Annotated in this window: 31 protein-coding genes and 1 other RNA gene; 15 read left to right on the forward strand and 17 right to left on the reverse strand. The window is 72.5% G+C overall.

Features of this window, described 5'->3' with window-relative positions:
* The first annotated feature begins 50 nt into the window (after positions 1-50).
* Positions 51-1,382 (forward strand): 3-phosphoshikimate 1-carboxyvinyltransferase, encoded by a 1,332-nt coding sequence (gene aroA / locus JQC91_RS16690; protein WP_203288552.1) that lies wholly within the window; start codon positions 51-53, stop codon positions 1,380-1,382.
* Between the two features lie 164 nt (positions 1,383-1,546).
* Here aroA and JQC91_RS16695 read toward each other — a convergent pair whose 3' ends face one another.
* From JQC91_RS16695 to JQC91_RS16725, 7 genes are all read right to left on the reverse strand, one after another.
* A complete protein-coding gene (locus JQC91_RS16695; protein ID WP_203288553.1) occupies positions 1,547-2,755 on the reverse strand; it encodes a DUF2130 domain-containing protein in 1,209 nt (402 codons plus the stop codon).
* A 54-nt stretch (positions 2,756-2,809) separates the two neighbouring features.
* Positions 2,810-3,313, reverse strand: coding sequence for a hypothetical protein (locus tag JQC91_RS16700; protein ID WP_203288554.1), 504 nt, complete (start codon positions 3,311-3,313; stop codon positions 2,810-2,812).
* Between the two features lie 49 nt (positions 3,314-3,362).
* Positions 3,363-3,755, reverse strand: a complete 393-nt coding sequence (locus JQC91_RS16705) for a hypothetical protein (RefSeq protein WP_203288555.1) — start codon at positions 3,753-3,755, stop codon at positions 3,363-3,365.
* On the reverse strand, positions 3,752-4,369 hold the full coding sequence (locus JQC91_RS16710; protein ID WP_203288556.1) for a (d)CMP kinase: 618 nt from the start codon (positions 4,367-4,369) through the stop codon (positions 3,752-3,754). The genes JQC91_RS16705 and JQC91_RS16710 overlap by 4 nt, the downstream gene beginning before the upstream one ends.
* Positions 4,366-4,779 (reverse strand): GFA family protein, encoded by a 414-nt coding sequence (locus JQC91_RS16715; RefSeq protein ID WP_203288557.1) that lies wholly within the window; start codon positions 4,777-4,779, stop codon positions 4,366-4,368. The genes JQC91_RS16710 and JQC91_RS16715 overlap by 4 nt, the downstream gene beginning before the upstream one ends.
* Positions 4,780-4,852: 73 nt before the next feature.
* Positions 4,853-6,166, reverse strand: a complete 1,314-nt coding sequence (locus tag JQC91_RS16720; protein ID WP_203288558.1) for an HlyC/CorC family transporter — start codon at positions 6,164-6,166, stop codon at positions 4,853-4,855.
* Positions 6,167-6,220: 54 nt separating this feature from the next.
* Positions 6,221-6,532: a hypothetical protein gene (locus tag JQC91_RS16725; RefSeq protein WP_203288559.1), complete on the reverse strand. Its 312-nt coding sequence runs from the start codon at positions 6,530-6,532 to the stop codon at positions 6,221-6,223.
* A gap of 192 nt (positions 6,533-6,724) precedes the next feature.
* Between JQC91_RS16725 and JQC91_RS16730 the strand changes: the two genes are divergently transcribed.
* Positions 6,725-7,228, forward strand: coding sequence for a hypothetical protein (locus JQC91_RS16730; RefSeq protein WP_203288560.1), 504 nt, complete (start codon positions 6,725-6,727; stop codon positions 7,226-7,228).
* Positions 7,229-7,279: 51 nt separating this feature from the next.
* Here the strand turns inward: JQC91_RS16730 and JQC91_RS16735 are convergent, their stop codons facing one another.
* The 3 genes from JQC91_RS16735 to JQC91_RS18175 are packed head-to-tail and all read right to left on the reverse strand — an operon-like array spanning position 7,280 to position 9,842.
* Complete coding sequence (locus JQC91_RS16735; RefSeq protein WP_343070003.1) at positions 7,280-8,206, reverse strand: tyrosine recombinase; 927 nt, start codon at positions 8,204-8,206, stop codon at positions 7,280-7,282.
* Positions 8,203-9,717: a hypothetical protein gene (locus tag JQC91_RS18050; protein ID WP_238941585.1), complete on the reverse strand. Its 1,515-nt coding sequence runs from the start codon at positions 9,715-9,717 to the stop codon at positions 8,203-8,205. The genes JQC91_RS16735 and JQC91_RS18050 overlap by 4 nt, the downstream gene beginning before the upstream one ends.
* The gene (locus tag JQC91_RS18175) at positions 9,714-9,842 is read right to left on the reverse strand and encodes a hypothetical protein (protein WP_275297023.1); all 129 of its coding nucleotides are present in this window, start codon (positions 9,840-9,842) and stop codon (positions 9,714-9,716) included. Before JQC91_RS18175 ends, JQC91_RS18050 begins: the two co-directional genes overlap by 4 nt.
* 97 nt (positions 9,843-9,939) lie before the next feature.
* On the opposite strand from JQC91_RS18175, the gene JQC91_RS16740 reads away from it, so the two are divergent.
* Together JQC91_RS16740 and aroB are read left to right on the forward strand one after the other, a co-directional pair.
* Positions 9,940-10,509: a shikimate kinase gene (locus tag JQC91_RS16740; protein ID WP_203288570.1), complete on the forward strand. Its 570-nt coding sequence runs from the start codon at positions 9,940-9,942 to the stop codon at positions 10,507-10,509.
* Positions 10,506-11,597 carry a 3-dehydroquinate synthase gene (aroB, locus tag JQC91_RS16745; RefSeq protein WP_203288572.1) on the forward strand — a complete coding sequence of 364 codons (1,092 nt, stop codon included), beginning with the start codon at positions 10,506-10,508 and terminating at the stop codon, positions 11,595-11,597. The genes JQC91_RS16740 and aroB overlap by 4 nt, the downstream gene beginning before the upstream one ends.
* A gap of 89 nt (positions 11,598-11,686) precedes the next feature.
* Here aroB and JQC91_RS16750 read toward each other — a convergent pair whose 3' ends face one another.
* The 6 genes from JQC91_RS16750 to ssrA all read right to left on the reverse strand — a co-directional run bounded on the left by JQC91_RS16750 (position 11,687) and on the right by ssrA (position 14,736).
* Positions 11,687-11,920: an N-(5'-phosphoribosyl)anthranilate isomerase gene (locus tag JQC91_RS16750; protein WP_203288574.1), complete on the reverse strand. Its 234-nt coding sequence runs from the start codon at positions 11,918-11,920 to the stop codon at positions 11,687-11,689.
* A gap of 24 nt (positions 11,921-11,944) precedes the next feature.
* Positions 11,945-12,166: a ribbon-helix-helix domain-containing protein gene (locus tag JQC91_RS16755; RefSeq protein ID WP_203288576.1), complete on the reverse strand. Its 222-nt coding sequence runs from the start codon at positions 12,164-12,166 to the stop codon at positions 11,945-11,947.
* Positions 12,166-12,342: a DUF4169 family protein gene (locus JQC91_RS16760; RefSeq protein WP_203288578.1), complete on the reverse strand. Its 177-nt coding sequence runs from the start codon at positions 12,340-12,342 to the stop codon at positions 12,166-12,168. Before JQC91_RS16760 ends, JQC91_RS16755 begins: the two co-directional genes overlap by 1 nt.
* Positions 12,339-13,730 (reverse strand): class II fumarate hydratase, encoded by a 1,392-nt coding sequence (fumC, locus tag JQC91_RS16765; protein WP_203288580.1) that lies wholly within the window; start codon positions 13,728-13,730, stop codon positions 12,339-12,341. Before fumC ends, JQC91_RS16760 begins: the two co-directional genes overlap by 4 nt.
* A 55-nt stretch (positions 13,731-13,785) precedes the next feature.
* A complete protein-coding gene (locus JQC91_RS16770) occupies positions 13,786-14,295 on the reverse strand; it encodes a ClpXP protease specificity-enhancing factor SspB (protein ID WP_203288582.1) in 510 nt (169 codons plus the stop codon).
* An 85-nt stretch (positions 14,296-14,380) separates the two neighbouring features.
* Positions 14,381-14,736: a transfer-messenger RNA gene (gene ssrA, locus JQC91_RS16775) on the reverse strand.
* A gap of 207 nt (positions 14,737-14,943) precedes the next feature.
* Between ssrA and JQC91_RS16780 the strand changes: the two genes are divergently transcribed.
* From JQC91_RS16780 to JQC91_RS16795, 4 genes are read left to right on the forward strand one after another with little or no spacing between them, the layout of a single operon-like run.
* Positions 14,944-15,267 (forward strand): winged helix-turn-helix domain-containing protein, encoded by a 324-nt coding sequence (locus JQC91_RS16780; RefSeq protein ID WP_203288584.1) that lies wholly within the window; start codon positions 14,944-14,946, stop codon positions 15,265-15,267.
* Between the two features lies 1 nt (position 15,268).
* A complete protein-coding gene (locus tag JQC91_RS16785) occupies positions 15,269-15,490 on the forward strand; it encodes a hypothetical protein (RefSeq protein ID WP_203288586.1) in 222 nt (73 codons plus the stop codon).
* Entirely contained in the window at positions 15,487-15,783 is a 297-nt protein-coding gene (locus JQC91_RS16790; RefSeq protein ID WP_203288588.1) for a DUF3817 domain-containing protein, read from the forward strand. Before JQC91_RS16785 ends, JQC91_RS16790 begins: the two co-directional genes overlap by 4 nt.
* Entirely contained in the window at positions 15,780-16,181 is a 402-nt protein-coding gene (locus tag JQC91_RS16795; protein ID WP_343070004.1) for a CopD family protein, read from the forward strand. The genes JQC91_RS16790 and JQC91_RS16795 overlap by 4 nt, the downstream gene beginning before the upstream one ends.
* Before the next feature lie 43 nt (positions 16,182-16,224).
* Here the strand turns inward: JQC91_RS16795 and JQC91_RS16800 are convergent, their stop codons facing one another.
* Positions 16,225-17,265 (reverse strand): extracellular solute-binding protein, encoded by a 1,041-nt coding sequence (locus tag JQC91_RS16800; RefSeq protein WP_203288590.1) that lies wholly within the window; start codon positions 17,263-17,265, stop codon positions 16,225-16,227.
* 169 nt (positions 17,266-17,434) lie between these two features.
* On the opposite strand from JQC91_RS16800, the gene JQC91_RS16805 reads away from it, so the two are divergent.
* The 7 genes from JQC91_RS16805 to JQC91_RS16835 all read left to right on the forward strand — a co-directional run bounded on the left by JQC91_RS16805 (position 17,435) and on the right by JQC91_RS16835 (position 24,154).
* Positions 17,435-18,142 (forward strand): DUF2182 domain-containing protein, encoded by a 708-nt coding sequence (locus JQC91_RS16805; protein ID WP_203288591.1) that lies wholly within the window; start codon positions 17,435-17,437, stop codon positions 18,140-18,142.
* A 47-nt stretch (positions 18,143-18,189) separates the two neighbouring features.
* Entirely contained in the window at positions 18,190-18,834 is a 645-nt protein-coding gene (locus JQC91_RS16810) for a DUF1326 domain-containing protein (RefSeq protein ID WP_238941645.1), read from the forward strand.
* A 27-nt stretch (positions 18,835-18,861) separates the two neighbouring features.
* Positions 18,862-19,374, forward strand: a complete 513-nt coding sequence (locus JQC91_RS16815; protein WP_203288593.1) for a DinB family protein — start codon at positions 18,862-18,864, stop codon at positions 19,372-19,374.
* 155 nt (positions 19,375-19,529) lie between these two features.
* Positions 19,530-20,609, forward strand: a complete 1,080-nt coding sequence (locus JQC91_RS16820) for a dimethylsulfoniopropionate demethylase (protein ID WP_203288594.1) — start codon at positions 19,530-19,532, stop codon at positions 20,607-20,609.
* A 97-nt stretch (positions 20,610-20,706) separates the two neighbouring features.
* On the forward strand, positions 20,707-21,183 hold the full coding sequence (locus tag JQC91_RS16825) for a nuclear transport factor 2 family protein (RefSeq protein ID WP_203288595.1): 477 nt from the start codon (positions 20,707-20,709) through the stop codon (positions 21,181-21,183).
* A 94-nt stretch (positions 21,184-21,277) separates the two neighbouring features.
* The gene (locus JQC91_RS16830) at positions 21,278-22,252 is read left to right on the forward strand and encodes an MDR family oxidoreductase (RefSeq protein ID WP_203288596.1); all 975 of its coding nucleotides are present in this window, start codon (positions 21,278-21,280) and stop codon (positions 22,250-22,252) included.
* Between the two features lie 135 nt (positions 22,253-22,387).
* Positions 22,388-24,154, forward strand: a complete 1,767-nt coding sequence (locus JQC91_RS16835) for a BCCT family transporter (protein WP_203288598.1) — start codon at positions 22,388-22,390, stop codon at positions 24,152-24,154.
* The last annotated feature ends 8 nt before the right edge of the window (positions 24,155-24,162 follow it).

Raw genomic sequence — 24,162 nt, forward strand, 5'->3', positions numbered from 1 at the left:
GGGGCGCGCAACGGTTGCGGATGTCGCGGCGCGGGGGCAGGGGAGCGGCCATGTCACACGGACCCGCCACGCCCCTCTCCGCCACCGCCGGCGCCCTGACCGGCGCCGCGCACGTCCCCGGCGACAAGTCGATCTCGCATCGCTCGCTCATCCTCGGCGCGATGGCGGTGGGGGAGACGCAGGTGACGGGGCTCTTGGAGGGCGAGGACGTGATGGCCACCGCCGCCGCGATGCGGGCCTTCGGGGCGACCGTGGAGAAGCGGGGCGACGTCTGGTCGGTGCACGGCGTGGGCGTCGGCGGGTTCCTCGAGCCGGAGGACGTAATCGACTGCGGCAACTCGGGCACCAGCGTCCGCCTCATCATGGGGGCGGCGGCGACGCACGGGTTCGCGGTGACCTACACGGGCGACGGCAGCCTGCGGAAGCGCCCGATGGCGCGGGTGACGGACCCGCTGGCGCTGTTCGGGGCCGCCGCCCACGGGCGGTCGGGCGGGCGGCTGCCGATGACCGTGGTGGGCGCGTCCGACCCGGTGCCGGTGCGCTACGAGGTGCCCGTGCCCTCGGCGCAGGTGAAGTCGGCCGTCCTGCTCGCCGGGCTGGCCGCGCCGGGCGAGACCGTGGTCGTGGAGCGCGAGGCCACGCGGGACCATTCCGAGCGGATGCTCAAGGGCTTCGGTGCCGACCTTGAGGTCGGGATCGAGGGCGATGCGAACGTGATCACGCTGCGCGGGCAGCCCGACCTGACCCCGCAGACCATCGCCGTGCCGCGCGACCCGTCCTCGGCGGCCTTCCCGGTCTGCGCGGCGCTGATCGTGCCGGGCTCGGACGTGCTGGTGCCGAACATCGGGCTGAACCCTACGCGGGCGGGGCTGTTCGAGACGCTGCGCGACATGGGCGCGGACCTGACCTACGAGAACGTGCGCGAGGAGGGGGGGGAGCCCTGCGCCGACCTGCGCGCGCGGTTCTCGCCCGACCTGCGGGGGATCGAGGTGCCCCCCGAGAGGGCGGCGTCGATGATAGACGAGTATCCGATCCTCTCGGTCGTCGCCGCCAATGCGTCCGGCACGACGGTCATGCGGGGCGTGGCGGAACTGCGGGTGAAGGAGAGCGACCGGATCGCGGCGATGGCGGACGGGCTGCAGGCCTGCGGCGTGACCGTGCGCGACGGGGACGACTGGTGGGAGGTCGACGGGCGCGGCCCCGGCGGCGTCGAGGGCGGCGCGACTGTGGCGGTGCATCTCGACCACCGCGTCGCGATGTCGTTCCTCGTCGCCTCCATGGCGGCGAAGCGGGCGATCACGGTGGACGATTCCGGGCCGGTCGCCACGTCCTTCCCGGCGTTCCGGTCGCTGATGGAGGGGTTGGGCGCGCGCTTCTCCTGATCCACGCCCCGTCCAGGACCGGGCGTCCCCGCCCTCGGCCAGGCCACGCCGGGGTCCCGAAGCTCCGCGACCGCGGACAGGACGGGACCGCCGCCGCCCTCCGGGCTAGGCGGGCTCGCCTCGTGCCGCGACGGCCCCGGCGGGACGGGTGGTCCCCGCGCCCGTCACTCCCCCAGCAAATCCAAGTCGAGCGCCGGAATCTCGGGCACCGCGCTGCCGCCGATTCCTTGGATGTCGCCGTACATGCCCACGGTCGCGGTCATCACGCCCTCGATCTGCTTGGCGCGCTTGTCCCAGACGCGCTGCATCGCGCGCTTCTCCTTGTCGAGGTCGGCCTGCATCGAGCCGAAATGCTCGAGGATGGCCTCGACCCGCTGGCGGAAGCCGGTTCCGGTCAGGTAATCGAACACCCGCTCGGCGTTCGTCGCACGACCCGCCTGCATCGCCTTGGCCCGCGCCACCTCGACCAGCCCGCCGCGCAGCGCCATCGCCAAGGGTACGGCATAGGCGGGCGCCGCGACCCAGACGCCGTCCACGGTTCCGAAGGTCTCGATCTCGGGGGGCAGGGCACGCGACACGATCACCGCCACCTCCGCCCCGCAGGTGCGCTGGTTCTCGCGCAGCTTGGGCAGCCACGTGGGCTGCCAGTGCTGGGTGTGCTTGCTCTCCCACAGGATCGCGCCGGCCCCCGCGACGGTCTGGGTGCAGTCGGCGCCGCGCATCCCCTTCTCGACCGGCGCGATGGCGTCGGAGGGGAACGCCTCGCCCAGCCGGGCCTCCAGCACGATCTCGGCCGCCTCTCCCAGCAGCTGCTGCGAGGACTTGTCGGAGCGGCGCTTCAGCGTCTCGATCTGCTCCTTGAGGGCGCGCAACTCCTCGTCCTTCTGCGCGATCTCCTGCGCGCGCTGCTCGCGGTCCTCGCGCAGGCGGATGTCGACGGTCTCCTGCGCCCGCTCGGCCAGCTTGGTGCGCTCGGCGCCCAGCATCTCCGACAGGCGCTTCTCGACCTCCAGGTCCATCGCCGCCTGCCGCTCGGCCAAGGCGCGCTCCTTGCGGATCGCCTCGACCTGGGCGGCGCGGGCCTCCTCGGCGGTCCGCTTGGCGGCCTCCAGCTCGGTGGCCCGCGCCTTCGCCTCCGCCTCGACGGCGGCGAGGCGCGCCCGCTCGGCCTGCGCCGCCGCCTGCGCCTCGGCGAGCCGCGCGGCGCCCGCGCGCTCCGCCTCCTCGGTCGCGGCGCGCGCCGCCTTCTGCGCCAATGCCTCGGCCTGCGCGGCCATCTCGGCCTCGATCTGGGTGCGGAGCTGGCCCGCGATGCGGTCCTCCAGCGAGACGGCCTCGCCGCAGGACGGGCAGGTGATGGTGGATCCGGTCATGCCCCCATGCTGCCGTTCCCGGTTTGGTCCCGCAAGGGATTCGGCGGAATTCCCCTAGATGTCCCGGCCACGCTCCTGCAGGCGGTCCAAGAGCTTGCGCTGCTCGCCCCGGCTGTCGCCGCGCCCGAACTGCATCTCGCCCGAGGTGAAGGTCGTCCCGTAGGTCAGCGCCGCGTTCACCGCTTGCCCCACGCCCGAGACCAGCTGGTCGTCCCGCAGGGGCGAGAGCGGGTGGATGAACACCGCCCACAGCCGCCCCTCCGCCACGGCGTAGCGCGCATCGAGGACCGAATCGAAGTTCGCCTGCAGGAGCCGCGTGAGCTCCTCCGCCGACAGCCCCTCGACCGACCGAATCGGCACCATGGCCCGCATCCGGTCCGCCCGGGGGTCGGTGACGACGAGGACGGGGACGTCCTCGACGGTCAGGCGCACGGCGGGTCCTGCCCGCTCGGCCTCCGGGTCCAGCCGGCCGAGGATCTCGGCGAGGCGCGGGAGGGTCATGTCCTCGGCCCACGCGGGCGTGGCGAGGGCGGCGAGGAGGAGGGCGAGGCGGATCATGCGCGCGAGCCTAACCGGCGCCCCCCGGGCCGCGCCATGTACGAGCCCGTTACGACCGGTGCCAGACCGTCATCGCGGCCCCGAGCGCGCCGAGCAGCAGGCCCATCGTTCCGACGAAGCGGAGCACCTCCGCCTGCGCGGAGAACCCGCCCGCGACGAGCGCGGCGACCAGCCCGAGATGGGCCATCCAGAAGGCGGGTGCCGGACCGTCCCTGCCCTTGGCCCACAACGCCAATGCGACGAGGCCGGCCAGCCCGGCGGCGAGGACCACCCGCTCCAGCGGGATCGCCAGCGACAGGCCGGGCAGCGCCAGCACGAGGGCCGCAGAAAGGGCCGTGCCCGCGGGGTAGAGGACGGCGGCGAAAGCCCAGAGGCGCCACGTCGGCCCCGCGCGGAGCGTCCACGGCAGCAGAAGGACCAGCGCGCCGACGGTGCCGCTCACGATGCGGGCAGGGCGGAGCCGACGATCGCGACCGCCGCGCCCACGGCCTCCTCCACGGACATCCGCGACGTGTCGAGCTCCACGGCCCGGTCCGCCTTGGTCAGCGGCGCGTCGGCGCGCCCCATGTCGCGGGCATCGCGGGCGAGCACGTCCTCCAGCACCGCCTCGAAGTCGCGCGGGTCGCCCTTGGCCGACAGCTCCGCGTGGCGCCGCTCGGCGCGGATGCGCGGATCGGCCGTCACGTAGAGCTGCACCTCCGCCTCGGGGCAGATGACCGAGCAGATGTCCCGACCGTCCACCACCGCGCCCCCCGCGCGGCGGGCGAAGCGGCGTTGGAAGTCCACGAGGGCGGCGCGCACCTCCGGTATCGCCGCGACGCGGGACGCGGCGGCGGCGACCTCCGCGCCGCGCAGGCCGCCGGGATCGCCGAGGTCGTCGGGGTCGAGCGCGCGCGCCGCCGCGACGGCATCGGCCCCCTCCAGCGTCGCGCGGCCCACCGCGCGGTAAAGCAGCCCGGTGTCGAGATGCGCGAAGCCGAAGCGCGCGGCGACGGCGCGGGCGACGGTGCCCTTGCCGGAGGCGGCGGGGCCGTCGATGGCGACGGTGAAGATCATGCGGACACCATCGTGGTCAGGGCCTCGTCGCGCCCGGGCGCGGTCCGCGCGTCGGCGGGCAGGTCGACCCACGCGCCCTTGCCGTCCGTGAAGATGTGCCCGGCGAGCCCGAGGCCCGAGGCGTCGTCCAGCGTCCCCGCCATGATCGACAGGTTCGCCCCCGGCCCGTCCCAGAACAGGTTCGACCCGCAGGCGGGGCAGAACCCGCGCCGCGCCGCCGCGGACGACGCGAACCAGCGCACCTCGCCCTCGACCGTCACGCCGCCGCGGGGCGCGGAGGTCGCGGCGACGTAGTTTCCGGTGGTCCGCCGGCACTGTCCGCAGTGGCAGGCGACGACGGGCCGGAACGGCCCCGCCGCGCGGTAGGTGACGGCGCCGCAGAGGCAGCCTCCGGTGCGGGTGTCGGGCATGGTCGCTCCTCCTCGGGGGGCAGGTAGCGCGCCGCCCGCTCGCGATCTAGCCGCCGCGCGCCGATCCCCCGCGTCAGCCCAAGGGGCGGATGCGCAGCCCGCTGATCCGGTTCGCCTCGCGCTCGGTCACCTCGAACCGGAAGCCGTGGAAGCTGAACACCTGCCCGACCGTGGGGATCGTCTGCGCCTCGTGGATCACGAGGCCCGCGACCGTGTTCGCCTCCTCGTCGGGCAGGGACCAGTCGGTCGCGCGGTTGAGGTCGCGGATCGTCATCGCGCCGTCCACGGAGAACGCGCCGTCGGCGTCCGGCTCGAGGCGCGGCGTCTCCTCCTCGTCGAACTCGTCGGCGATCTCGCCCACGATCTCCTCGAGGATGTCCTCCAGCGTCAGCAGGCCCTGCAGCGCGCCGTACTCGTCGATCACCAGCGCGAAGTGCGCGCGCCGGGCGAGGAACTGGCGCATCTGATCGTCGAGCGTCGTGGTCTCGGGAACGAAGTAGGGTTCGGCCATCACGGCGCGGACGTCGAACTCCGCGATCCCCTCGACGCCGCCGCCCTCGGCCCGCACGAGGCGGTCGACGGCGCGCAGCAGGTCCTTGGCGTGGACGAGGCCGATGACGTTCTCGCGCTCGCCCTCGAACACGGGCAGGCGGGTGTGGGGCGAGGCGAGGCACTGGTCGAGGATCGCGTCGGGGGCGGCGTTCGCGTCCAGCATCTCGATGTCGGAGCGGTGGAGCATGATCTCCTCCACGGTCCGCTCCGCGAGGTCGAGCGCGCCGAGGAGCCGGTCCCGGTCCTCCTTCTCGACGGTGCCAGACTCGGCTCCGATCGCCAGCGCGCCGGCGATCTCCTCGCGCGGGTGCATCACGGCGGCGTCGGGGTCGGTGTCGACGCCGAACACGCGCAGCACCGCCCGCACCAGGAGGCGCACGGCGGACACGACGGGGGCGAATACCCGGACCACGACGGCGATCACGGGCGCGACGAGCGAGGCGGCGCGCTCGGGGTTCGTGATGGCGTAGGTCTTGGGCAGCACCTCGGCGAAGATCAGCACGAGCGCGGTCATCACCAGCGTGGCGATCGCGACGCCCCCCTCGCCGAACAGCGCGGTGAACAGCGCGGTCGCCAGCGAGGCGGCGAGGATGTTGACGATGTTGTTGCCCAGCAGGACCGAGCCGATCAGGCGCTCGTTGTCCTCGGTCACGGTGAGGGCGCGGGCGGCCCCGGTCTCGCCCTTGTCGGCGCGGGCGCGCAGCTTGCCGCGCGAGGCGGCGGTGAGCGCGGTCTCGGAGCCGGAGAAGAAGGCGGAGAGGGCGAGCAGCACGAGGATCGACAGGGCGATGCCCCATGCGGCCCCGGCGGTCATGGCGGTGACGGTTGTGTCCATCCCCGCCGTATGGGGGTGGGGCGCGCGCCGTTCAAGCGCGCGCCCCGGCGGGACTCAGTTCTCGATCGGGACGACGGGGACGAGCTCGGTGTCGCCGTCGGTCGCCAGCGGCGCGGTGGTGGTCGCCGACGTGTCCTCGATCGCCTCGGGGGCGGTCGTGGTGACGACGGCGGTGTCCGCCTCCTCGGTGACGATCACGGCGTCGTCCGCGGCGGGCGCGACGGCCACGTCATCGGTGCCGAACCAGCCCAGAAGCCACGCCAGCGCAAGCAGCGCGACGAGGGCGAGGGCGGCCCAGAGGATCCAGTTGGAGCCAGATTTGTGGTCGGTGACCTTCGGGTCGCGGAAGTCTTGGCTGTTGGCCATGGGAGTTGCCTTTCGGTTGCAGGTCCGATGCTCCCAGAACCGCCGCGATCGTCCTTTGTTCCAAAGGGTTGCCCGCGTCGGCGGGCGACCGCCGGGTCCGGCGGGGGGGATCGGAACCCAACCCCCGGGTGTGCCCGTTTGCCCCGCATCGGACCGCCTCCGGCGCTCCACCCAAACCCAAGCGAGGACGACATGACGAAGACCGTGACCGCCATCTTCCGGACCCATGCCATCGCCGCGACCGTGCGCGACAAGATCAAGGCGCTCGGCGAATCCGGTGCCTCCGTGACGATCCTGCCCGACGACCCGGCCCCGCTGGCCGAGGGCACGCGGCGGAGCGACGACGCGATCCGCCACGCGGATTCGCTGCACGTGCCCGACGCCGACAAGCGGACCTATCAGCAGGCGATCCGCGAGGGGCACTTCATCGTCTCCGCCGACGTGGACGACGACCACGTCTCGGCCGTGACCGACATCATGCGCCACCCCGACACGACGGCCCACGCGATCGACTTCGACGCCTACGAGGCCGAGTATCGCGGGCGCCCCGACTACGACCCCGCGCTGATCGAGCCGGCCGGCACGACGACCGGGGCGGAATGGCGCCGCGACACGACCTACGCCGGGACCCTGCGCGCCTACGACACCGCGCGCACGCCCGAGGAGGTCGCCCGGATGCGCGGCCGCGCCGCCTGATCCGAGCAGCATCGACGAGGAGGGCCGCCCATCGGGCGGCCTTTCGCTCGTTCAGGGACCGGCCAGAGGGTGGTGCGTGAGGACGAGGTCCCTCAGCCGCGACTCCAGGACGTGCGTGTAGATCTCCGTGGTGGAGATGTCCGCATGGCCAAGCATGGCCTGTATCGCCCTCAGGTCCGCCCCACCCTGCAGGAGATGCGTGGCGAAGGCATGGCGGAGCACGTGGGGGCTGACCTTGGACGGCTCCACGCCGGCGCGGGCCGCGAAGGTCTTGAGCCGACCGTGGAACCACGCCCGAGTGACGTGGCCCGCCTTGCCGCGAGAGGGGAACAGGCGCGCCGAGCCGGGGCGTCCCTCCGCGCGCGCCGCGTCGTCGGCGGCATCGCGGGCCCGCAGCCACGCCGCGAGGGCGGCCCGCGCTTGTGCGGAGAGCGGGACCATCCGCTCCTTCCCGCCCTTGCCCCTCACGAGGAGCATCCGGGGATCGCCCCGCGCCGCCGAGACGGGGAGGGAGACGAGCTCGGTCACCCGCATCCCCGTCGCGTAGAGCAGTTGCATCAGGCAGGAGTCCCGCAGGCGGCCCTCCTCGGACGGCGCGGTCGTCCCCGCCGCCGCGAGCAGCGCCTCCACCTCCGCCTCCGACAGCGTCTTGGGCAGCGCCTTGGGCTTGGTCGGCCCCCGCAGCTTGATGGCCGGGTCGTCGGGCCGCAGCCCCTCCTCGTGCATGAAGCGCGTGAGCCCCCGGATCGCGGACAGCCGCCGCGCGCGGGTCGAGGCGGCCAGCCCCTCGGCCTCGCAGGCGACGAGGAAGCGCTCGATCGCGGGCTTGTCCACCGCGAGCAGGGCGCCGCCCGCCGCGGCGAGATGGTCGGCGAAGGCGGTCAGGTCGCGCCGGTAGGCGAGCAGCGAGTTGAGCGCCGCGCCCCGCTCCGCCGCCTGCGCCTCGAGGAAGCGCTCGATCAGGCCCGCGTCGGTCACGTCAGCAGCAGGTGCATCGCTAGCCGTCGCGCCGCCACGTCGAGCCCCGCCGCCCGCAGCGCATGGAGCGCCCCCGTGATCGCGCCCGGCGGCGCCTCGGCCCCATCGGCCATCGCGCGCGCGGCGTCGAGCAGCATCTCCCCGCTCCGCCGCGCCGCGGCCATCTCGGCCTGCTCCGGCGCCAGCGGGCCGGTCAGGCCCTCCACCACCGCCTGCGCCAAGGGGCCGTCCGCGGGGGCCGCCTCGCCGCGCGCCAAGGCGTAGGCCAGCGCGAGGTCGGCCGGGGCATCGCCGGGCAGCGCCTCCTCGGAGACGAGGGCGCGCGCGGCCGGCCGGTCCGAGAGGAGGGCGAGCCGCATCGCGTCGGCCATCGCGTCGGGCGGGACGTCCGCCGCGCCCACCGCGCCGCCATAGGCCGCGCCGAGCCATCCGAGCAGATCGGCCTCGGCCATGCGCTCCACTGCGATCGACAGCGCCTGCGCGAGGTCGCCCGACCCCGCCAGAGCCGCGTCGAGCCCGCCGACCGCCGCCGCCCGCTCCCACAGCCCGCCCGAGGCCGAGGGCCGCCGTTCGAGGTAGAGGTCGGCGAGGCGCGCCGGGTCCAGCGCCCCCGTCCGGGTCAGCCGCTCGGCGGCCTCGATCTGCCGCTTCCAGCCGGCTTCGGCGCGCAGGTCGGCCACCGCGAAGGCGATGGGCAGCCCCGCCGTGGCGGGCCTTTCGCCGATACCGTCGAGCAGGCGGAAGGCGAGCGGCGTCAAAGGGTCGGGCACCGGGGGCGGCGCCTCGCCCTCGAAGAGTTCGGGATCGAGGAAGCGCGCGACGAGCCGCTCCTCGTCGGGGTCCATGAGCGACAGCGCGGCGGCCGTGTCGAGCGCCAGCATCGCCGCCGCCCAGTCGCCGCCGCGCGTCAGGCAGAAGATCCGCGCGGGCAGGGTGGGCGAGAGGTCGGGATCGGCGTCCATCGCCGCGCAGGCGGGCTCGTCGACGCCGGTCAGCAGCGCCACGTCGAAGTAGCGCCTGAAGCTGTCCCGCTCGGTTGGCCCGGCCCGCTCGAGCAGCGCCTGCGCCTCCTCCAGCGCCCCCATCCGCAGCAGCGCGTCGACCCGCGCGAGGAAGAGCGAGTCGGGCGGGGTGCCGGCGGGCGGCTCCAGCTCCGAGAGGAGGAGGTTCGTCATCACCGCGCGCAGCGGCCCGGGCATGTCCCGCGGCAGTGCCCCGATCCCCGCGACCAGCGCGGCGGGGTCCGACCCGAGCCACGTGTCGGCGGGCAGCCCGGACAGGTCCGGGGGCAGCAGGCCCGTCCCGTCGCGGCGCGGCGCGTCGAGCGAGGTCGTCGTGATGGCGGTCTCCGTCCGCACGGACGTTCCCGGTTCCGCCGGGCCGGGGCGGGCGACGGGCTTCGCGCGCAGCGAGTCGCTGAGCCACGGGATCGCCGAGTCGGGCGCACCCTGCGCGGCGGCGGGCGCGGCGAGCGCCATCCATGCGGCGAGGGACGCGCCCGCGCGGATCATCCGGCCTCGATGGTGATGGTCTCGGTAGTCGGCTCCACCGCCGGGTCGAGCGTGTAGGAGTAGCCGAACAGCGCGACCGCGGCCAATGCGACGAGGATCAGCAGGTAGAACAAGGCGCGCAGCATGGATCGGTTCCCTCCCCGGGTCGTCGGCCCGGCCCGTCGGTGATGCGGTGCGGAGATAACGTTGGCAATCCCCGGCGCAACAGGGCAGGACGCGGGCATGGGGGCAACCGGCGACAGCGCGCCGCCCCGGACGCATGCTGCGTTGCGGCGACCGGTGGTTCTGGTGGGGATGATGGGATCGGGCAAGACCGCCGTGGGGCAGGCCTTGGCCGAGCGCCTGCAGGTGCCCTTCCGCGACAGCGACCATGCCATCGAGGACGCCGCCCGCATGTCGGTCGCCGAGATCTTCGCCCGCGACGGCGAGGCCTTCTTCCGCGACCGCGAGTCCGAGGTGATCGCCCGCCTGCTCGCCGAGGGGCCGGGCGTCGTCTCGACCGGGGGCGGGGCCTTCCTGTCGGAGGCCACGCGGGAGACGGTGGCCGCGACGGCGGTGTCGGTCTGGCTGCGCGCCGCGCCCGAGGTGCTGTGGCCGCGGGTGAAGGGCAAGGCGGGACGCCCGCTCCTCGCCCGGCCGGACGCGCGCGCCGCGCTGGAGGCGATGACGCGGGAGCGCGCGCCGGTCTACGGCACGGCCGCGGTGGTGGTGGATTCGGACGGGGAGGTGACGGTGGAGGGCATGGTGGACCGGGTGATCGACGCGCTGGCCGGGGCGGAGGCGCTGGCATGAGCGTCGTCCGGGTGGATCTGGGCGCGCGGTCCTACGACGTGCACGTCGGGCTGGGCCTGATCGACGCGGCCGGCGCGCATGTCGCGCCGCTCCTGCGCCGGGGCCGCGTCCTCGTAGTGACGGAGACGACGGTCGCCGACCTCTGGCTGGACCGCCTGCGCACGGGGCTGGGCGACGTGGGGGCCCCCGCGCTCGTGCTGGAGCCGGGCGAGGGGACGAAGTCGTGGGAGGGGCTGCGGCGTACGGTCGAGTGGATCCTCGATCAGCGCCCCGAGCGGGCGGACGTGGTGCTGGCCTTGGGCGGCGGCGTGATCGGCGACCTCGCGGGGGCGGCGGCGGCGCTGGTGCTGCGCGGGCTGCGCTTCGTGCAGGTGCCGACCTCGCTGCTGGCCCAGGTCGACTCGTCCGTGGGCGGCAAGACCGGGATCAACACACGGCACGGCAAGAACCTCGTGGGCGCGTTCCACCAGCCGTCGCTGGTCCTCTGCGACACGGGCGCGCTGGAGACGCTGGCCCCGCGCGACTTCCGCGCGGGCTACGGCGAGGTGGCCAAGTACGGCCTGCTGGGCGACGCGGACTTCTTCGCGTGGCTGGAGACGAACGGCTCCGGGCTGGCCGCCGACCCCGCGCTGCGGGCCGAGGCGGTGCGTCGCTCGGTGCGGATGAAGGCCGACATCGTGGCTCGCGACGAAATGGAGGCGGGCGACCGCGCGCTGCTGAACCTCGGCCACACGTTCGGCCACGCGCTGGAGGCGGCGACCGGCTACTCGGACCGCCTGCTCCACGGCGAGGGGGTGGCGGTGGGATGCGCGCTGGCCTTCGACCTCTCGGCGCGGCTGGGCCTGTGCAGCCAAGAGGAGCCGAGCCGCGTGCGCGCCCATCTCGACGCGATGGGCTTGCCGCGCGACCTGCGCGACGTGCCGGGCGAGCTGCCCGGCGCGGGGGCTCTCGTGGAGTTGATGGCGCAGGACAAGAAGGTGCTCGACGGGCGGCTGCGCTTCGTGCTGGCGCGCGGGATCGGAGAGGCCTTCGTCACGGCGGAGGTGCCGCGCGAGGCGGTAGAGGCGGTGCTGGACGCTAGCCGGTGAGCCGCTGATTCGAAGTCATGGAAGGACTTCGCGTTCGGAGGCTTCGAAAGCCTCCGGAGGCCGAACCCTTGCCAAGGGTTCGTCAACTGTCAGGCGAGGCGCCGGAGCGGCTCGCGGTTGCAGAAAATCACGTACTGGCCCGCGTTCTCGACGACGCCGTAGCCCCGTCGCTTCATCTCGGCCACGAAGGGCTCGCGTCCGACGACCCGATCAACCGTGCGCGCCTTCCGGCGGATGACCGCCCCCTCGCGGGCGGCCTTGGAGTCGAACAACTGGCGGATGAACTCCGCGGCGAAGGGCGGGAGGAGGTAGGCATCGTCCATGCGCCCACCGTTGCGCGGAACCCCTTAACGCCCCGTTTCCGTCCAGCGCAGCACCGCCACCCGGATCGCGCTGGCCAGCCCTGCCGTCACCCCCCGCTCCCGGTCGATGCGCGCGGCCAGCGCGTTGAGCGACAGGCCCTCCGCCTCGGCCATCCGGGCGAACGCCTCCCAGAAGGCGTCCTCCATCGAGACGCTCGTGCGGTGGCCGTGCAGGGTCAGGGAGCGCTTGCGGGGGCGGGCGTCCACTATTCGCGCTCGTGCTGGTCGAGGTTCCGCTCGACGCGCGCGCGATCGGCGTCCTCGGCAGCCTTCTGCGCCCGGCTGCGCCCGTGGCGCGCGGCGTTGGCGTCGCCCTCCGCCCGCCGATCCGCCCGTGCGCGGTCCTTGCGGACCGCGCGGAGGTTGACGACCTTGCCCGTCACTTCGGCCCGATCATCAGTTCGGGCCGGACCACGCGGTCGAAGGTCTCCTCGTCCACGAGGCCGAGGGCCAGCGCCTCCTCCTTCAGCGTGGTCCCGTTCCTGTGCGCGGTCTTCGCCACCTTGGTAGCGTTGTCGTAGCCGATGGTAGGGGCCAGCGCCGTCACCAGCATCAGCGACTCCTTCATCAGCTTGTCGATCCGCTCGACGTTGGCCTGCGTGCCCACGACCATGTTGTCGGTGAAGCTGCGCGCCGCGTCGCCCAAGAGCTGCATGGACTGCAGGACGTTGTAGGACATCATCGGGTTGTAGACGTTCAGCTCAAAGTGGCCTTGGCTGCCGGCGAAGCCCACGGCGGCGTCGTTGCCCATGACGTGGGCGCAGACCATCGTCAGCGCCTCGGCCTGGGTCGGGTTCACCTTGCCCGGCATGATGGACGAGCCGGGCTCGTTCTCGGGCAGGATCAGCTCGCCGAGGCCCGAGCGGGGGCCGGAGCCCAGGAGCCGCATGTCGTTGGCGATCTTGAAGAGCGAGGCGGCCACGGTCTTGAGCGCGCCGGAGAACATCACCATCGCGTCGTGGGCGGCCAACGCCTCGAACTTGTTGGGGGCGGTGACGAAGGGCAGGCCGGTGATGTCGGCGATCTCGGCGGCGACCTTCTCGGCGAAGCCCTTGCGGGTGTTCAGCCCCGTGCCGACGGCCGTGCCGCCCTGCGCCAGCTCGTAGATGTCCGGCAGGCAGGCCTCGACCCGCTCGATCCCCTTCGCGACCTGATGGGCGTAGCCGCCGAACTCCTGCCCGAGGGTGAGCGGCGTGGCGTCCTGGGTGTGGGTGCGCCCGATCTTGATGATGTCGGCGAAGTCCCCGGACTTCTGCGCCAGCGCCGCGTGGAGGTGGCGCAGGCCCGGTAGCAGGACGTCGCGGGCCATCGTGCCGATGGCCACGTGCATCGCGGTGGGGAAGGTGTCGTTGGACGACTGACCCATGTTGCAGTGGTCGTTCGGGTGGACCGGATCCTTGGAGCCGATGGTCCCGCCCATGATCTCGATCGCGCGGTTCGCGATGACCTCGTTGGCGTTCATGTTCGACTGCGTGCCCGAGCCGGTCTGCCAGACGACCAGCGGGAAGTTGTCGTCGAACCGGCCCTCGATCACCTCGGAGGCGGCCTGCTGGATCGCTTTCGAACGCTCCGCGTCGAGGTCGCCGAACCCCTCGTTGACGATGGCGGCCGCCTTCTTGATCGCGCCCAGCGCGCGGACGATGGCGACGGGCTGGCGCTCCCACCCGATGGGGAAGTTGAGGATGGAGCGCTGCGTCTGCGCGCCCCAGTACTTGTCGGCGGGAACCTCCAGCGGGCCGAAGCTGTCGGTCTCGGTGCGCGTCTCGGTCATGGGTCCCTCCGTCCTGACGGGCGCGTGTTACGCGCGCGCCCGGCGGGGGGCAACGTCACTTGCGGAAGCGGTCGAGGCTCACGACCTCGGCGCCCCCGCCTCCGCCGCCGACCGGCGGCGCCTCCTCGGGGGGCGCGTCGGGCGCGTCGGCGTCGTCCTCCGGCGCGTCGGGGTCGTCGCCCGGATGCCGCGATTCGAAGCGCAGGCCGAACTCGACCGAAGGGTCGACGAAGGTGAGCAGCGCGTCGAAGGGGATCACCAGCGGCTCGGGGGCGTCGCCGAAGTTGAGCGTGACGGAGAAGCCGTCGTCGCGAACCTCCAGCCCCTCGAACCAGTGCTGCAGCACGATGGTCATCTCGGTCGGGTAGCGCTCGCGCAGCCAGTCCGCGATCGCGACCTCGGGGTGGGTGGTGTCGAAGGAGATGAAGAAGTGGTGCGTGCCTGGCAGGCCGTCCGCCGCGATGCCGTCGAGGACGCGCCGGATCAGACCGCGCATCGCGTCGTGCATCATCGACCCGTAGTCGATCTCGCTACCCGCGCCGTCCTCGGTCGTCTCGTCGGTCATTCGGGCACCCCCTCGGGGGGAGGGTGTCACCGAGCCGGACGCGCCGCAAGCCTCAGGTGGCGGTCGGGGCGGCGGAAAGGGGGGAAGTGCAGGCTTCTGTTGCCAGGTGCCTGCGGACCCCGCCCTGAGCTGCAAAGCCCAGGGACTTAAGGTTTCGGTAGATCCGACCGCTTACGCGGCCATCGCCACCGGAGCATGGTTGTTGTTGGCAACTATACTTTACGGGCCGATACGGTGGCACCCCGCCGAGCGAAAGCTAACCCCTTTGAACGTCCGTCGATCCTGTTTCGGCCCCACAGGTCCCGCCAACAACGGGGAGGTCTTGGTGGAGCCGCCGGGTACCGCCCCCGGGTCCGAGCCGTCTATTGCGAGCGCGTTTATCGCCATAGTCCCCGAAGGGACGTCCTAGAGGTAGGCGAGCGCGGCGGGCCGATCAAGAGGGCCGCGGCGCGAGAGGTTTAGGACAGAGGCGGGAGGTCGGATTCTTTCGGCGAGCGCAAGGGCTTGGATCAATTCGGACCAACCGTCCGCTGGGGGCGCCTCCCGTGCCCCCGGTCGCCCCCCGTGCATGCGGGCGGTGCCGGTCCGCCGGCCTTCGAAAGAAAAACGTTGCATGTAAGAAAAAGCTGACGCAACGCTGCGCGCAGCATGAGCGACGCCGACCGACTCCTCCTGCGCCTGCGCGCCTTGGCGAACCCCGTCCGCCTGTGGATCGTCGCCGAGCTGCACCGTGCCGAGGCCCGCTACGTCAGCGAGCTCGCGCGGGCGGCGGGCATCAGCCGCCCGCTGCTGAAGATGCACCTCCGCAAGCTCGAGGATGCCGGGATCGTCGCGGGCGAGATCGGCACGGCGGAGAACGGCAAGTCGGCCAACTTCTTCCGGCTCGTGCCGTTCGAGGAAACCCTGTCCCCCGAGGTGATCGCCGGCGCCGCGCCGACGGTCGCCACTGGGCGCGCCACCGATGGAGACTGAGATGCACGATCCGGGAACGCGGATGTTCACCCTGACCTTGATCATCCTCGCGGCGATCGTCGCGATCTTCGCGATGAAGTACGCGGCGCAGTACCTGCGCGACCGGCGCGTCGCGGCGCGAGAGGGCGAGGCGTCGGCGCGGCTGGACGGCCTCGACGAGCGCACCCGCGATCTCGACCGGCGCGTGGCCCGGGTCGAGGCGCTGCTGCGGGACGTCGAATGACCGGCCTCGGGGAACTGCGCCTCGCCACCTTGGCCGAGGGCGCGACGCTGATCCTGCTGATGGCCGTCGCGGTCCCGCTGAAGCACCTCGCCGGATGGCCCGTCGGGACGCAGGTGATGGGGCCGGTCCACGGCGCGGCGTTCCTGCTGTTCGCGTGGATGGTGATCCGGTCGTGGGCCGAGGGGATCGTGGGTGGCGGCGGCGCGGCGCGGCTGATCGCCGGGGCGTTCGTCCCCTTCGCGGGGCTGTGGAACGAGCGATGGCTCCGGCGGATGGCGGAGGGGGCGGCGTGACGGCCTACGATTTGGCGAAGGCGGCCCACATCCTGTCGGTGATGGTCTGGGTCGCGGGGATGGCGGTCGCGGCGATGGCCCTGCGCTTCCCGGCGGCGGGCGCCCTGGACGCGCTCAAGCGGTTCGACCGGCGCGTCACGACGCCCGCGATGCTGGCGGCGTGGGGGTTCGGCTTGGTGCTCGCGACGCGGGGCGGATGGTTCGACGAGGCGTGGATGGGCGCGAAGATCGCGCTCGTGCTGGTCCTGTCGGGGCTGCACGGCGCGCTGACCGGGCGGCTGCGGCGGCGGGCGTGGGATGGCGGCCTCGAGGCCGACCCGGTCGCGCGCGCGGCCCTGCCCGCGGGGGCGGTGCTGATCGCGGGGATCGTGCTGCTGGTGGTGACGAAGGCGCTCTGACGGGTGGGGGCGGGGCCGCCCGGAGGACGGCCCCGCCGCGGCCTCAGAATCCGGCCTTGATGCGCTCGAACTCGGCGGCCTGCCGCTCGCGCAGGCGCCCGTCCATGGGCAGCTGCGCGAGCACGGGGGCGTCGATGTCGCCGAGGCCCCCCGCGACGCGGTCCTCATCGGTGATCTGCTCGGCCATGGCCGCCGCGTTGGAGTGGCCGAAGCCGTTCTCCATGAGCGGCACGGTCGCCGATGGGTCGAGGATCGCGTTGATGTAGTCGTAGACGAGATCCTCGTCGGACGTGCTCTCCGCCATGTTGACGTAGCCGCAGAGCCAGAGCGACGAGCCCTCGGCGGCCTCGCGCTCGAAGCCCACGGGGAAGCCCTCGTCCACGAGCGTCGGGTAGGTCTCGTTCCACGCCCACGAGATCAGCACCTCGCCCGACTGCATCAGCTGCGCGAGTTCGGCCGGGTCCTGCCAGTAGGTGCGCAGGTTCGGGTGAGCCTGGCGCAGCCAGTCGGAGGCGGCTTGGAACTGCTCGTCGGTGGCCGAGGTCCAGTCCGTCGTGCCCGTGGCGAGGTAGGCCAGCGCATAGGCGTCGTCGACGTTGTCGGGGATCGTCATGCGGCCCGCGTACTTGGCGTCGGTGAACACGTTCAGCGTGGCCACGTCCTCGGCGGGGACCTCCTCGGTGTTGTAGGCGGTCGCGGTCGAGCCGTAGTCCGTGGGGACGAAGTAGACCTCGCCTCCGCGCGCGACGTCCTGGCCGACGAGGTCGGAAGAGATGTTCTCCCAGTTGGGGATGCGCGCGGTGTCCCACGGCTCGACGATGCCCGACTCGGCGAACTTGGTCACGGAGCCCGCGCAGATGTGGGTCAGGCCGGGCTCGGTGAAGCCGGAGGACAGCTTCTGGAACGCCTCCTCCTCGTCGCCGTGGAAGGCGAAGTCGGGCGAGCCGCCGTGGGCCTCGATGTAGGTCTGGTGATACTCGGGCAGCTCGTAGCCGGAATACTCGGACACGGTGAGCGACTGGGCGAAGGCCGGCAGGGCGAGCGCGGTCGCCGTGCCGGCGAGCAGCAGGGTGCGGATGGTCATGGTGGTCTCCCGGTTGGACCTCTGACGGGTCGTATGGCCCATTCGCTATGACGCGGGCCCGGTTGCCGCAAGGTCGGGCGCGCGGCACGTCGTCCGGGTTCCGGCTTTCCCTTGCCGCGCGCCCGCCGCGCGGGCATCCGTGGCGAAACGCATGGCGCGGGGAGGCGGCATGGAGCGACTGTCCCATCTGCGACGCGGCCACTGGTGGGCGCTCTACGGCGCGATCCTCGGGGCGTGGGCGCTGCTCTGGGCGTCGGTGCCGGAGGGATCCGCCGGGGGCGCGGCGTGGCTGGCGGACGTGTGCCGGGCGGTGGCGGCGGATGCGGGGCCGGGCGGCGTGCTGGCGCTCTGGGTGCTGATGGGGGCGGCGATGATGCTGCCCACGGCGGTGCCGACCCTCGCGGCCTACGACATGGTGCCGGGCGCGCGCGACGGCTGGAAGGTCGTGGCGGGGTATTCGGCGGTGTGGATCGGCTTCGCCGGGGTGGCGACGGCGGTGCAGTTGTCGCTGTCCTCGCTCGGGGCGCTAGACGCGGCGTGGCTGGGGGCGGCGCTGCTGCTGCTGGCGGCGGGGTATCAGGTGAGCGCGCTGAAGGCGGCGTGCCTGTCGAAGTGCCGCCAGCCGGTGACGTTCCTGATGAGCCATTGGGACGAGGGGCCGTGGCGGATGGGCCTGCGGCTGGGCGCGGTCTGCCTCGGCTGCTGCTGGGCGCTGATGGCGCTGGGGCTGGTGGGCGGCTTGATGTCGCTCGGGTTCATGGCGCTGGCCACGGTGTTGATGACGGCGGAGAAGTTGAGCGCGGGGCCGATGCTCTCGCGCGGGATGGCGGTGGCCTGCGTGGCGGGCGCCGGGTGGATGATCGGAGGGATCGCATGAACGAACGGGTGAAGATCAGCGCGCCGGTGGTGTCGTCGCGGCACTCCATGGCCAAGCCGCTGAATAGCGCGCAGACGCCGTGGAGCATCAAGGGCGAGCTCGTGCTCAACTGCAACTGCACGGTGTTCTGCCCCTGCGTGGTGAGCCTCGGAAAGCATCCGCCGACTGAGGGCATGTGCCAGGCGTGGTCGGGCGTGCGGATCGACGAGGGCCATTACGGCGACGAAGACCTGTCGGGGCTGAACGTCGGGCTGCTCTTGGAGATTCCGGGGATGATGGCGCGGGGCGGCTGGAAGGCGGCGGCGTTCATCGACGACCGGGCGTCGCACGGGGCGTATCTAGGCCTGATCGAGATCTTCTCGGGGCGCGCGCGGGGGACGACGGGGCTGTTCAAGGTGCTCGTGTCGGAGTTCCTCGGGGCCGAGCGCGAGCACGTCCGCTACGAGAACGAGGGCAAGACGCGCCGCCTGACCGTGGGCAAGAAGATCGCGGGCGAGGTCGTGCCGGTGAAGGGCAAGCGCGAGGGCGAGGACATCGTGGCGACCAACACCGAGTACTGGATGGGACCGGACATCACCGTGGCCACGGCGACGAAGGGGCGCGTGCGGGCCTACGGGCGCGTGTGGGACTTCGAGGGGCGGTCGGCCGAGATCTGCCAGATCGACTGGTCGGGGCCGGAGATCCCGCGCTGACCCCTGCGCCGACGGAGAAGTGAGAGCATGATCACGCCGGACTGGGTGCGTATGATGGCGCGTTACGGCGCGTGGCAGAACGGCAATCAGGCCGGGGTCGTGCGCGAACTGCCGGAGGCGGACCTGCGGGCGGAGCGCGGCGCGTTCTTCGGGTCGGTGCTGGCGACGCTGAGCCACGTCGTCTGGGGCGACCGCATCTGGCTCTGCCGGTGGACGGACCTGCCGAAGCCGCCGGGGGGCATCGCCGACAGCGCGGGCTGGCTCGCGACCGTCGAAGATTGGGCCACGATGCGCGCGGAGACGGACGCCGCCATGACGGCGTGGGCGGCGCGGTGCGCGCAGGCCGAGCTCGACGCCGACCTGACGTGGCATTCAGGCGCGCTAGGCCGCGAGGTGACCAAGCCGATGGCGCTGTGCGTGACGCACATGTTCAACCACGGCACGCACCACCGAGGGCAGGTCCACGCGATGCTGACCGCGATGGGCGCGGGGGTGCCGGACACGGACCTGTTCGTCATGCCCGATCCCGACGCCGCCTGACGCGGCGGAAGGGTCGGAATCTGGAGGGGACGGCGGCGGCGGCGGCGCTACATGCCGCGCCATGAGCGATGTGACGGCATGGCGGTCGGACCGGCAGCGGGCGGGGCCGGGCAGGGGCTGACCCCCGTCCCCCCTCTCATGCCCGGAGACCGCCCATGACCGCGCTCGCCCGTTCCAACCGCACCCGTCGCACGTGGTGGACGTCCGCCACGGACGCCGCCGGATGCTCGGCCTACACGATCTACAATCGGATGCTGCTGCCCGCGGTGTTCGTCAGCCCGGAGGTGGACTGCGCCCACCTCAAGCGGGCGGTGCAGGTCTGGGACGTGGCCTGCGAGCGGCAGGTGGAGATCACGGGCCCGGACGCCGACACGCTGATGCAGCGGCTGACGCCGCGCGACCTGACGCAGCTGGACCTGAACCAGTGCGCCTACGTCCCGATCTGCAACCACGACGGCGGGATGCTGAACGATCCCGTCGCGCTGAAGCCCCGCGCGGACACGTGGTGGGTCAGCCTCGCGGACGGGGAGTTGCGGCTGTGGATCGCGGGCATGGCCGAGGCGGGCGGCTACGGCCTGCGGGTGTTCGAGGCCGAGGTGCAGCCCTTGGCGATCCAAGGGCCGCTGTCGGACGAGCTGGCGGCGCGGGTGTTCGGGGACGGCGTGCGCGACCTGCGCTTCTTCCGGCACGGGCGGTTCCCGTTCCGCGACGGCGAGATGATCGTCAGCCGGACCGGCTACTCCAAGCAGGGCGGATTCGAGGTCTACGTCGAGTCCGAGGCCGACGCGGCGGCGCTGTGGAACGACCTGTTCGACGCGGGCGCCGACCTGGACGTGCGCGCGGGCTGCCCGAACACGATCGAGCGCATCGAGGGCGGGATGCTGTCCTACGGCAACGACATGGACGAGCGGGATACCCCCTTCGAGGTGGGCTTGGGCAAGTTCGTGCAGCGCCACGACTGCATCGGGGGCCCCGCGCTGAAGGAGCACGTGTCGGACCGGCGGCTGATGGCGGTCGAGATGGAGGGGCCGGTGCCCGGTTGCGACCGGCGCTGGCCGGTCACGGCGGACGGGGAGCGCTGCGGCGTCGTCACCTCCGCCGTGTGGAGCCAGGAGTTCGGCTGCGGCGTGGCGATCGGCATGGTGGACCGGCGCTGGGACGCGGGCCGCGAGGTGGTCGTCCATACGCAGGACGGCCCCAAGGCGGCCAAGCTGCGGGATCGGTTCTGGCGCTAGGAGCGTCGCTCCGGCCGTGCGGAGGGGGGAGGGTGGCCCGCGGCGGCGCGCCCGCTAGCTCGCCGACCAGTCCGCAGTTGCCTTGGAGATCCTGCCGATGCCCGACGACGCCCCCGCGATGCGCCCCGCCGACCCCGCCACCCGCCTCGCCGTCGAGGACGTCATCAAGCGGTTCGGCCTCGGGATCGACCTCCGGGACTGGGACATGTTCGAGGCCTGCCTCGACGACCGCGTGCTGATGGACCTCGACCCGCGCGTGGGCGAGACGCCGGACCTGAAGCTGCCGCGCAAGGCGATCGTCGCGAACGCAAAGGGCGAGTTCGAGAAGTACGACGAGACGCTGCACCTCTACTCCGTGGCGTCGGTGGTGTTCGACGCGGACGGCGCGGCGGTGCGGACCAACTTCGTGGCCCACCACTACCGCGCCGACGAGCCGGGCGACCGGACCTTCGTGCAGCACGGCATGTACCTGCATCGGCTGCGGGAGGCCGGGGACGGGCGCTGGGTCATCACGGAGTGGCACCAGGACGTCCGCTTCTCCGTGGGCAACCGCGCGCTGATGGACCGCGACTAGGGCAGGGAACGCGCGGCGCTGGAATTCCGGGCCGGTCGTGGTAGCCGACGGGACGGCCGCCCGCCGGGCGGCGCCACGCATCCGAGGAGCCCCCATGCGCGCACTGATCGTCGAGAAGGCCGAGGACGGCACCACCTCCGCCGCCGTGCAGGACATCGCCGAGGACCGGCTCCCCGAGGGGGACGTCACCGTCCGGGTCGAGCATTCGACGGTGAACTACAAGGACGGGCTGTGCATCGGACCGGGGGGCGGGCTAGTGCGGAGCTATCCGCACGTGCCGGGGATCGACTTCGCCGGCACCGTGGAGACGACGGACGACGACCGCTACGCGCCGGGTGACAAGGTCGTGCTGACCGGCTGGCGCGTGGGAGAGGCGCGGTGGGGCGGCTACGCCGAGAAGGCGCGGGTGAAGGCGGACTGGCTTGTGCCGCTGCCCGAGGGGCTGACGACGCGGCAGGCGATGGCGGTGGGCACGGCGGGCTTCACCTCGATGCTGGCGGTGCAGGCGCTGGAGGACCAAGGGCTGAAGGATGGCCCCGTTCTGGTGACGGGCGCGGCGGGCGGCGTAGGCTCGGTGGCCGTGGCGCTACTGGCGGCGATGGGACGCGAGGTGGCGGCAGTGACCGGGCGCCCGGAGCAGGAGGACTACCTGCGGTCGCTAGGCGCCACGCAGATCGTCGCGCGCGGGGACTTGGCCGAGACGGTCAAGCGCCCGCTCGAGTCGGAGACGTGGGGCGGCTGCGTCGACGCGGTGGGCGGCGCCATGCTCGCCCGCGTGCTGGGCCAGATGCAGTACGGGGCCTCGGTCGCGGCGGTGGGACTCGCCGGGGGGGCGAACCTGCCGGCGACGGTGATCCCGTTCCTGCTGCGCGGGGTGAACCTGCTGGGCATCGACAGCGTGATGCAGCCCTACGAGAACCGGGTCCGGGCGTGGGCGCGGCTGGCGGAGCTGCTGCCGATGGACAAGCTGGAGGCGATGGTCGTGCCCGCGACCTTGGAGGACCTGCCGAGGCTGGGCGCGGACATCCTGCAGGGGCAGGTGCGGGGCCGGGTGGTCGTCGACATCTGATCCGTCCGCCCGCCCGTTGGCGGCGGGCGGGGCCCGGGACGTCGGAGTCGGGCGCAAAGGAGTCGCCCGAACCCCTCTGGTATGCCAGTCTCGTGTCACGCTCCCGCGAGGGAGCATGGCAGGGAGGCCATCGGAATGACCGACATACGCAACGACGTGGAGGACGGGACCGGCATCCCGGACCCCGAGGGCCACGCGGCCCCCATCGAGACCGAATACGAGATCGGGCAGGACAACCTCGAGACGAAGGTCGGGCCCTTCGCCCTCGATTTCCACAACCCGGTCTTCCTCGTCTCCGCCGCGATGGTGGTGGGCTTCGTGATCCTCGCGCTGCTCGCCCCCGACTGGTCGCAGGAGACGTTCACCGCCATCCGCAACTTCGTGAAGAGCGAGTTCGACTGGTTCTTCCTGATGTCGGCGAACCTGTTCGTCGTCTTCTCGCTCCTGCTGATCGTGACGCCGTGGGGCAACGTGCGGCTCGGCGGCTCGGAGGCGACGCCGGACTACACCTACCCCGCGTGGCTGGCGATGCTGTTCGCCGCCGGGATGGGCATCGGCTTGATGTTCTTCGGGGTGCTGGAGCCGGTCTACTACTTCGGCACGCCGTGGGGCGACAATCCGCTGGGCGGCCCCTTGGGCGTGGTCGAGGGGCAGGTGCAGGACGCCGCCACGATCCAAGCCGCGCGCGAGATGGCGATGGCCGCGACGATCTTCCACTGGGGCCTGCACCCGTGGGCGATCTACGCGATCGTGGCGCTGGCCTTGGCGCTCTTCGCCTACAACAAGGGCCTGCCGCTGACGCTGCGTTCGGCCTTCTACCCGATCCTCGGCGAGCGGGTCTGGGGCTTCTGGGGCAACCTGATCGACACGATCGCGGCGTTCGCGACGCTGTTCGGCCTCGCCACCTCGCTCGGGATCGGCGCCACGCAGGTGGCCTCGGGCCTGACGGAGGTGTTCGGCGACGGCGTGCCTGAGGACGGCACGCGCAACTTCCTCGGGTTCCTGTGGGGCAACGTGGAGACGGCGAACGACTCGTCGGCGCTGCTGGCGGTCATCATCGCGGTCATCACGCTGATCGCGCTGGTCTCGGTGGTGCGCGGCCTCGACGGGGGCGTGAAGGTCCTGTCGGAGTTCAACATGGTCCTCGCGGCCCTGCTGCTGCTGTTCGTGTTCCTCGTCGGGCCGACGGGCGACATCCTCCGCGACTTCGCCGGCGGGCTGATGGCCTACGGGCGCGAGATCGTGCCGCTGTCCAACCCGTTCGGGCGCGAGGACACGGGCTTCCTGCACGGCTGGACCACGTTCTACTGGGCGTGGTGGATCTCGTGGTCGCCCTTCGTCGGCATGTTCATCGCGCGCGTCTCGCGCGGGCGGACGGTGCGCGAGTTCGTGGTCTGCGTCCTGCTGATCCCGTCGCTCGTCTGCGTGTTCTGGATGGCGACCTTCGGCGGCACGGCGATCAGCCAGGTGGCCGAGGGGGGCGAGGCGTCGAGCGTGTTCCAGAACGTGATCGCGTCCTACAAGCCGGAGATCGCGCTCTACGCGATGCTGGGGGAGCTGCCCTTGGCGGCGATCACCTCGACGCTGGCGATCGTGCTGGTGGTGGTGTTCTTCGTGACGTCCTCGGACTCCGGGTCGCTGGTGATCGACACGATCACCGCCGGAGGCAAGGTCGACGCGCCGGTCATCCAGCGGGTGTTCTGGTGCGTGTTCGAGGGCGCGGTGGCGGCCGTGCTGCTGCTGGGCGCGGCGGGGACGCAAGGGCTGCAGTCGCTGCAGGCGATGGTGATCTCTACCGGGTTCCTGTTCTGCGGTATCCTCGTGGTGCTCGTGGTGGCCATCGCCATGGGCCTCGCCTCCGAGCGGAAGGCCAAGAAGGAGGGCGTCGTCGCCGCCGAGTGACCTGCGCC

Origin of the sequence: Jannaschia sp. Os4 (assembly GCF_016820245.1) — a bacterium.
GTDB lineage: Bacteria > Pseudomonadota > Alphaproteobacteria > Rhodobacterales > Rhodobacteraceae > Jannaschia.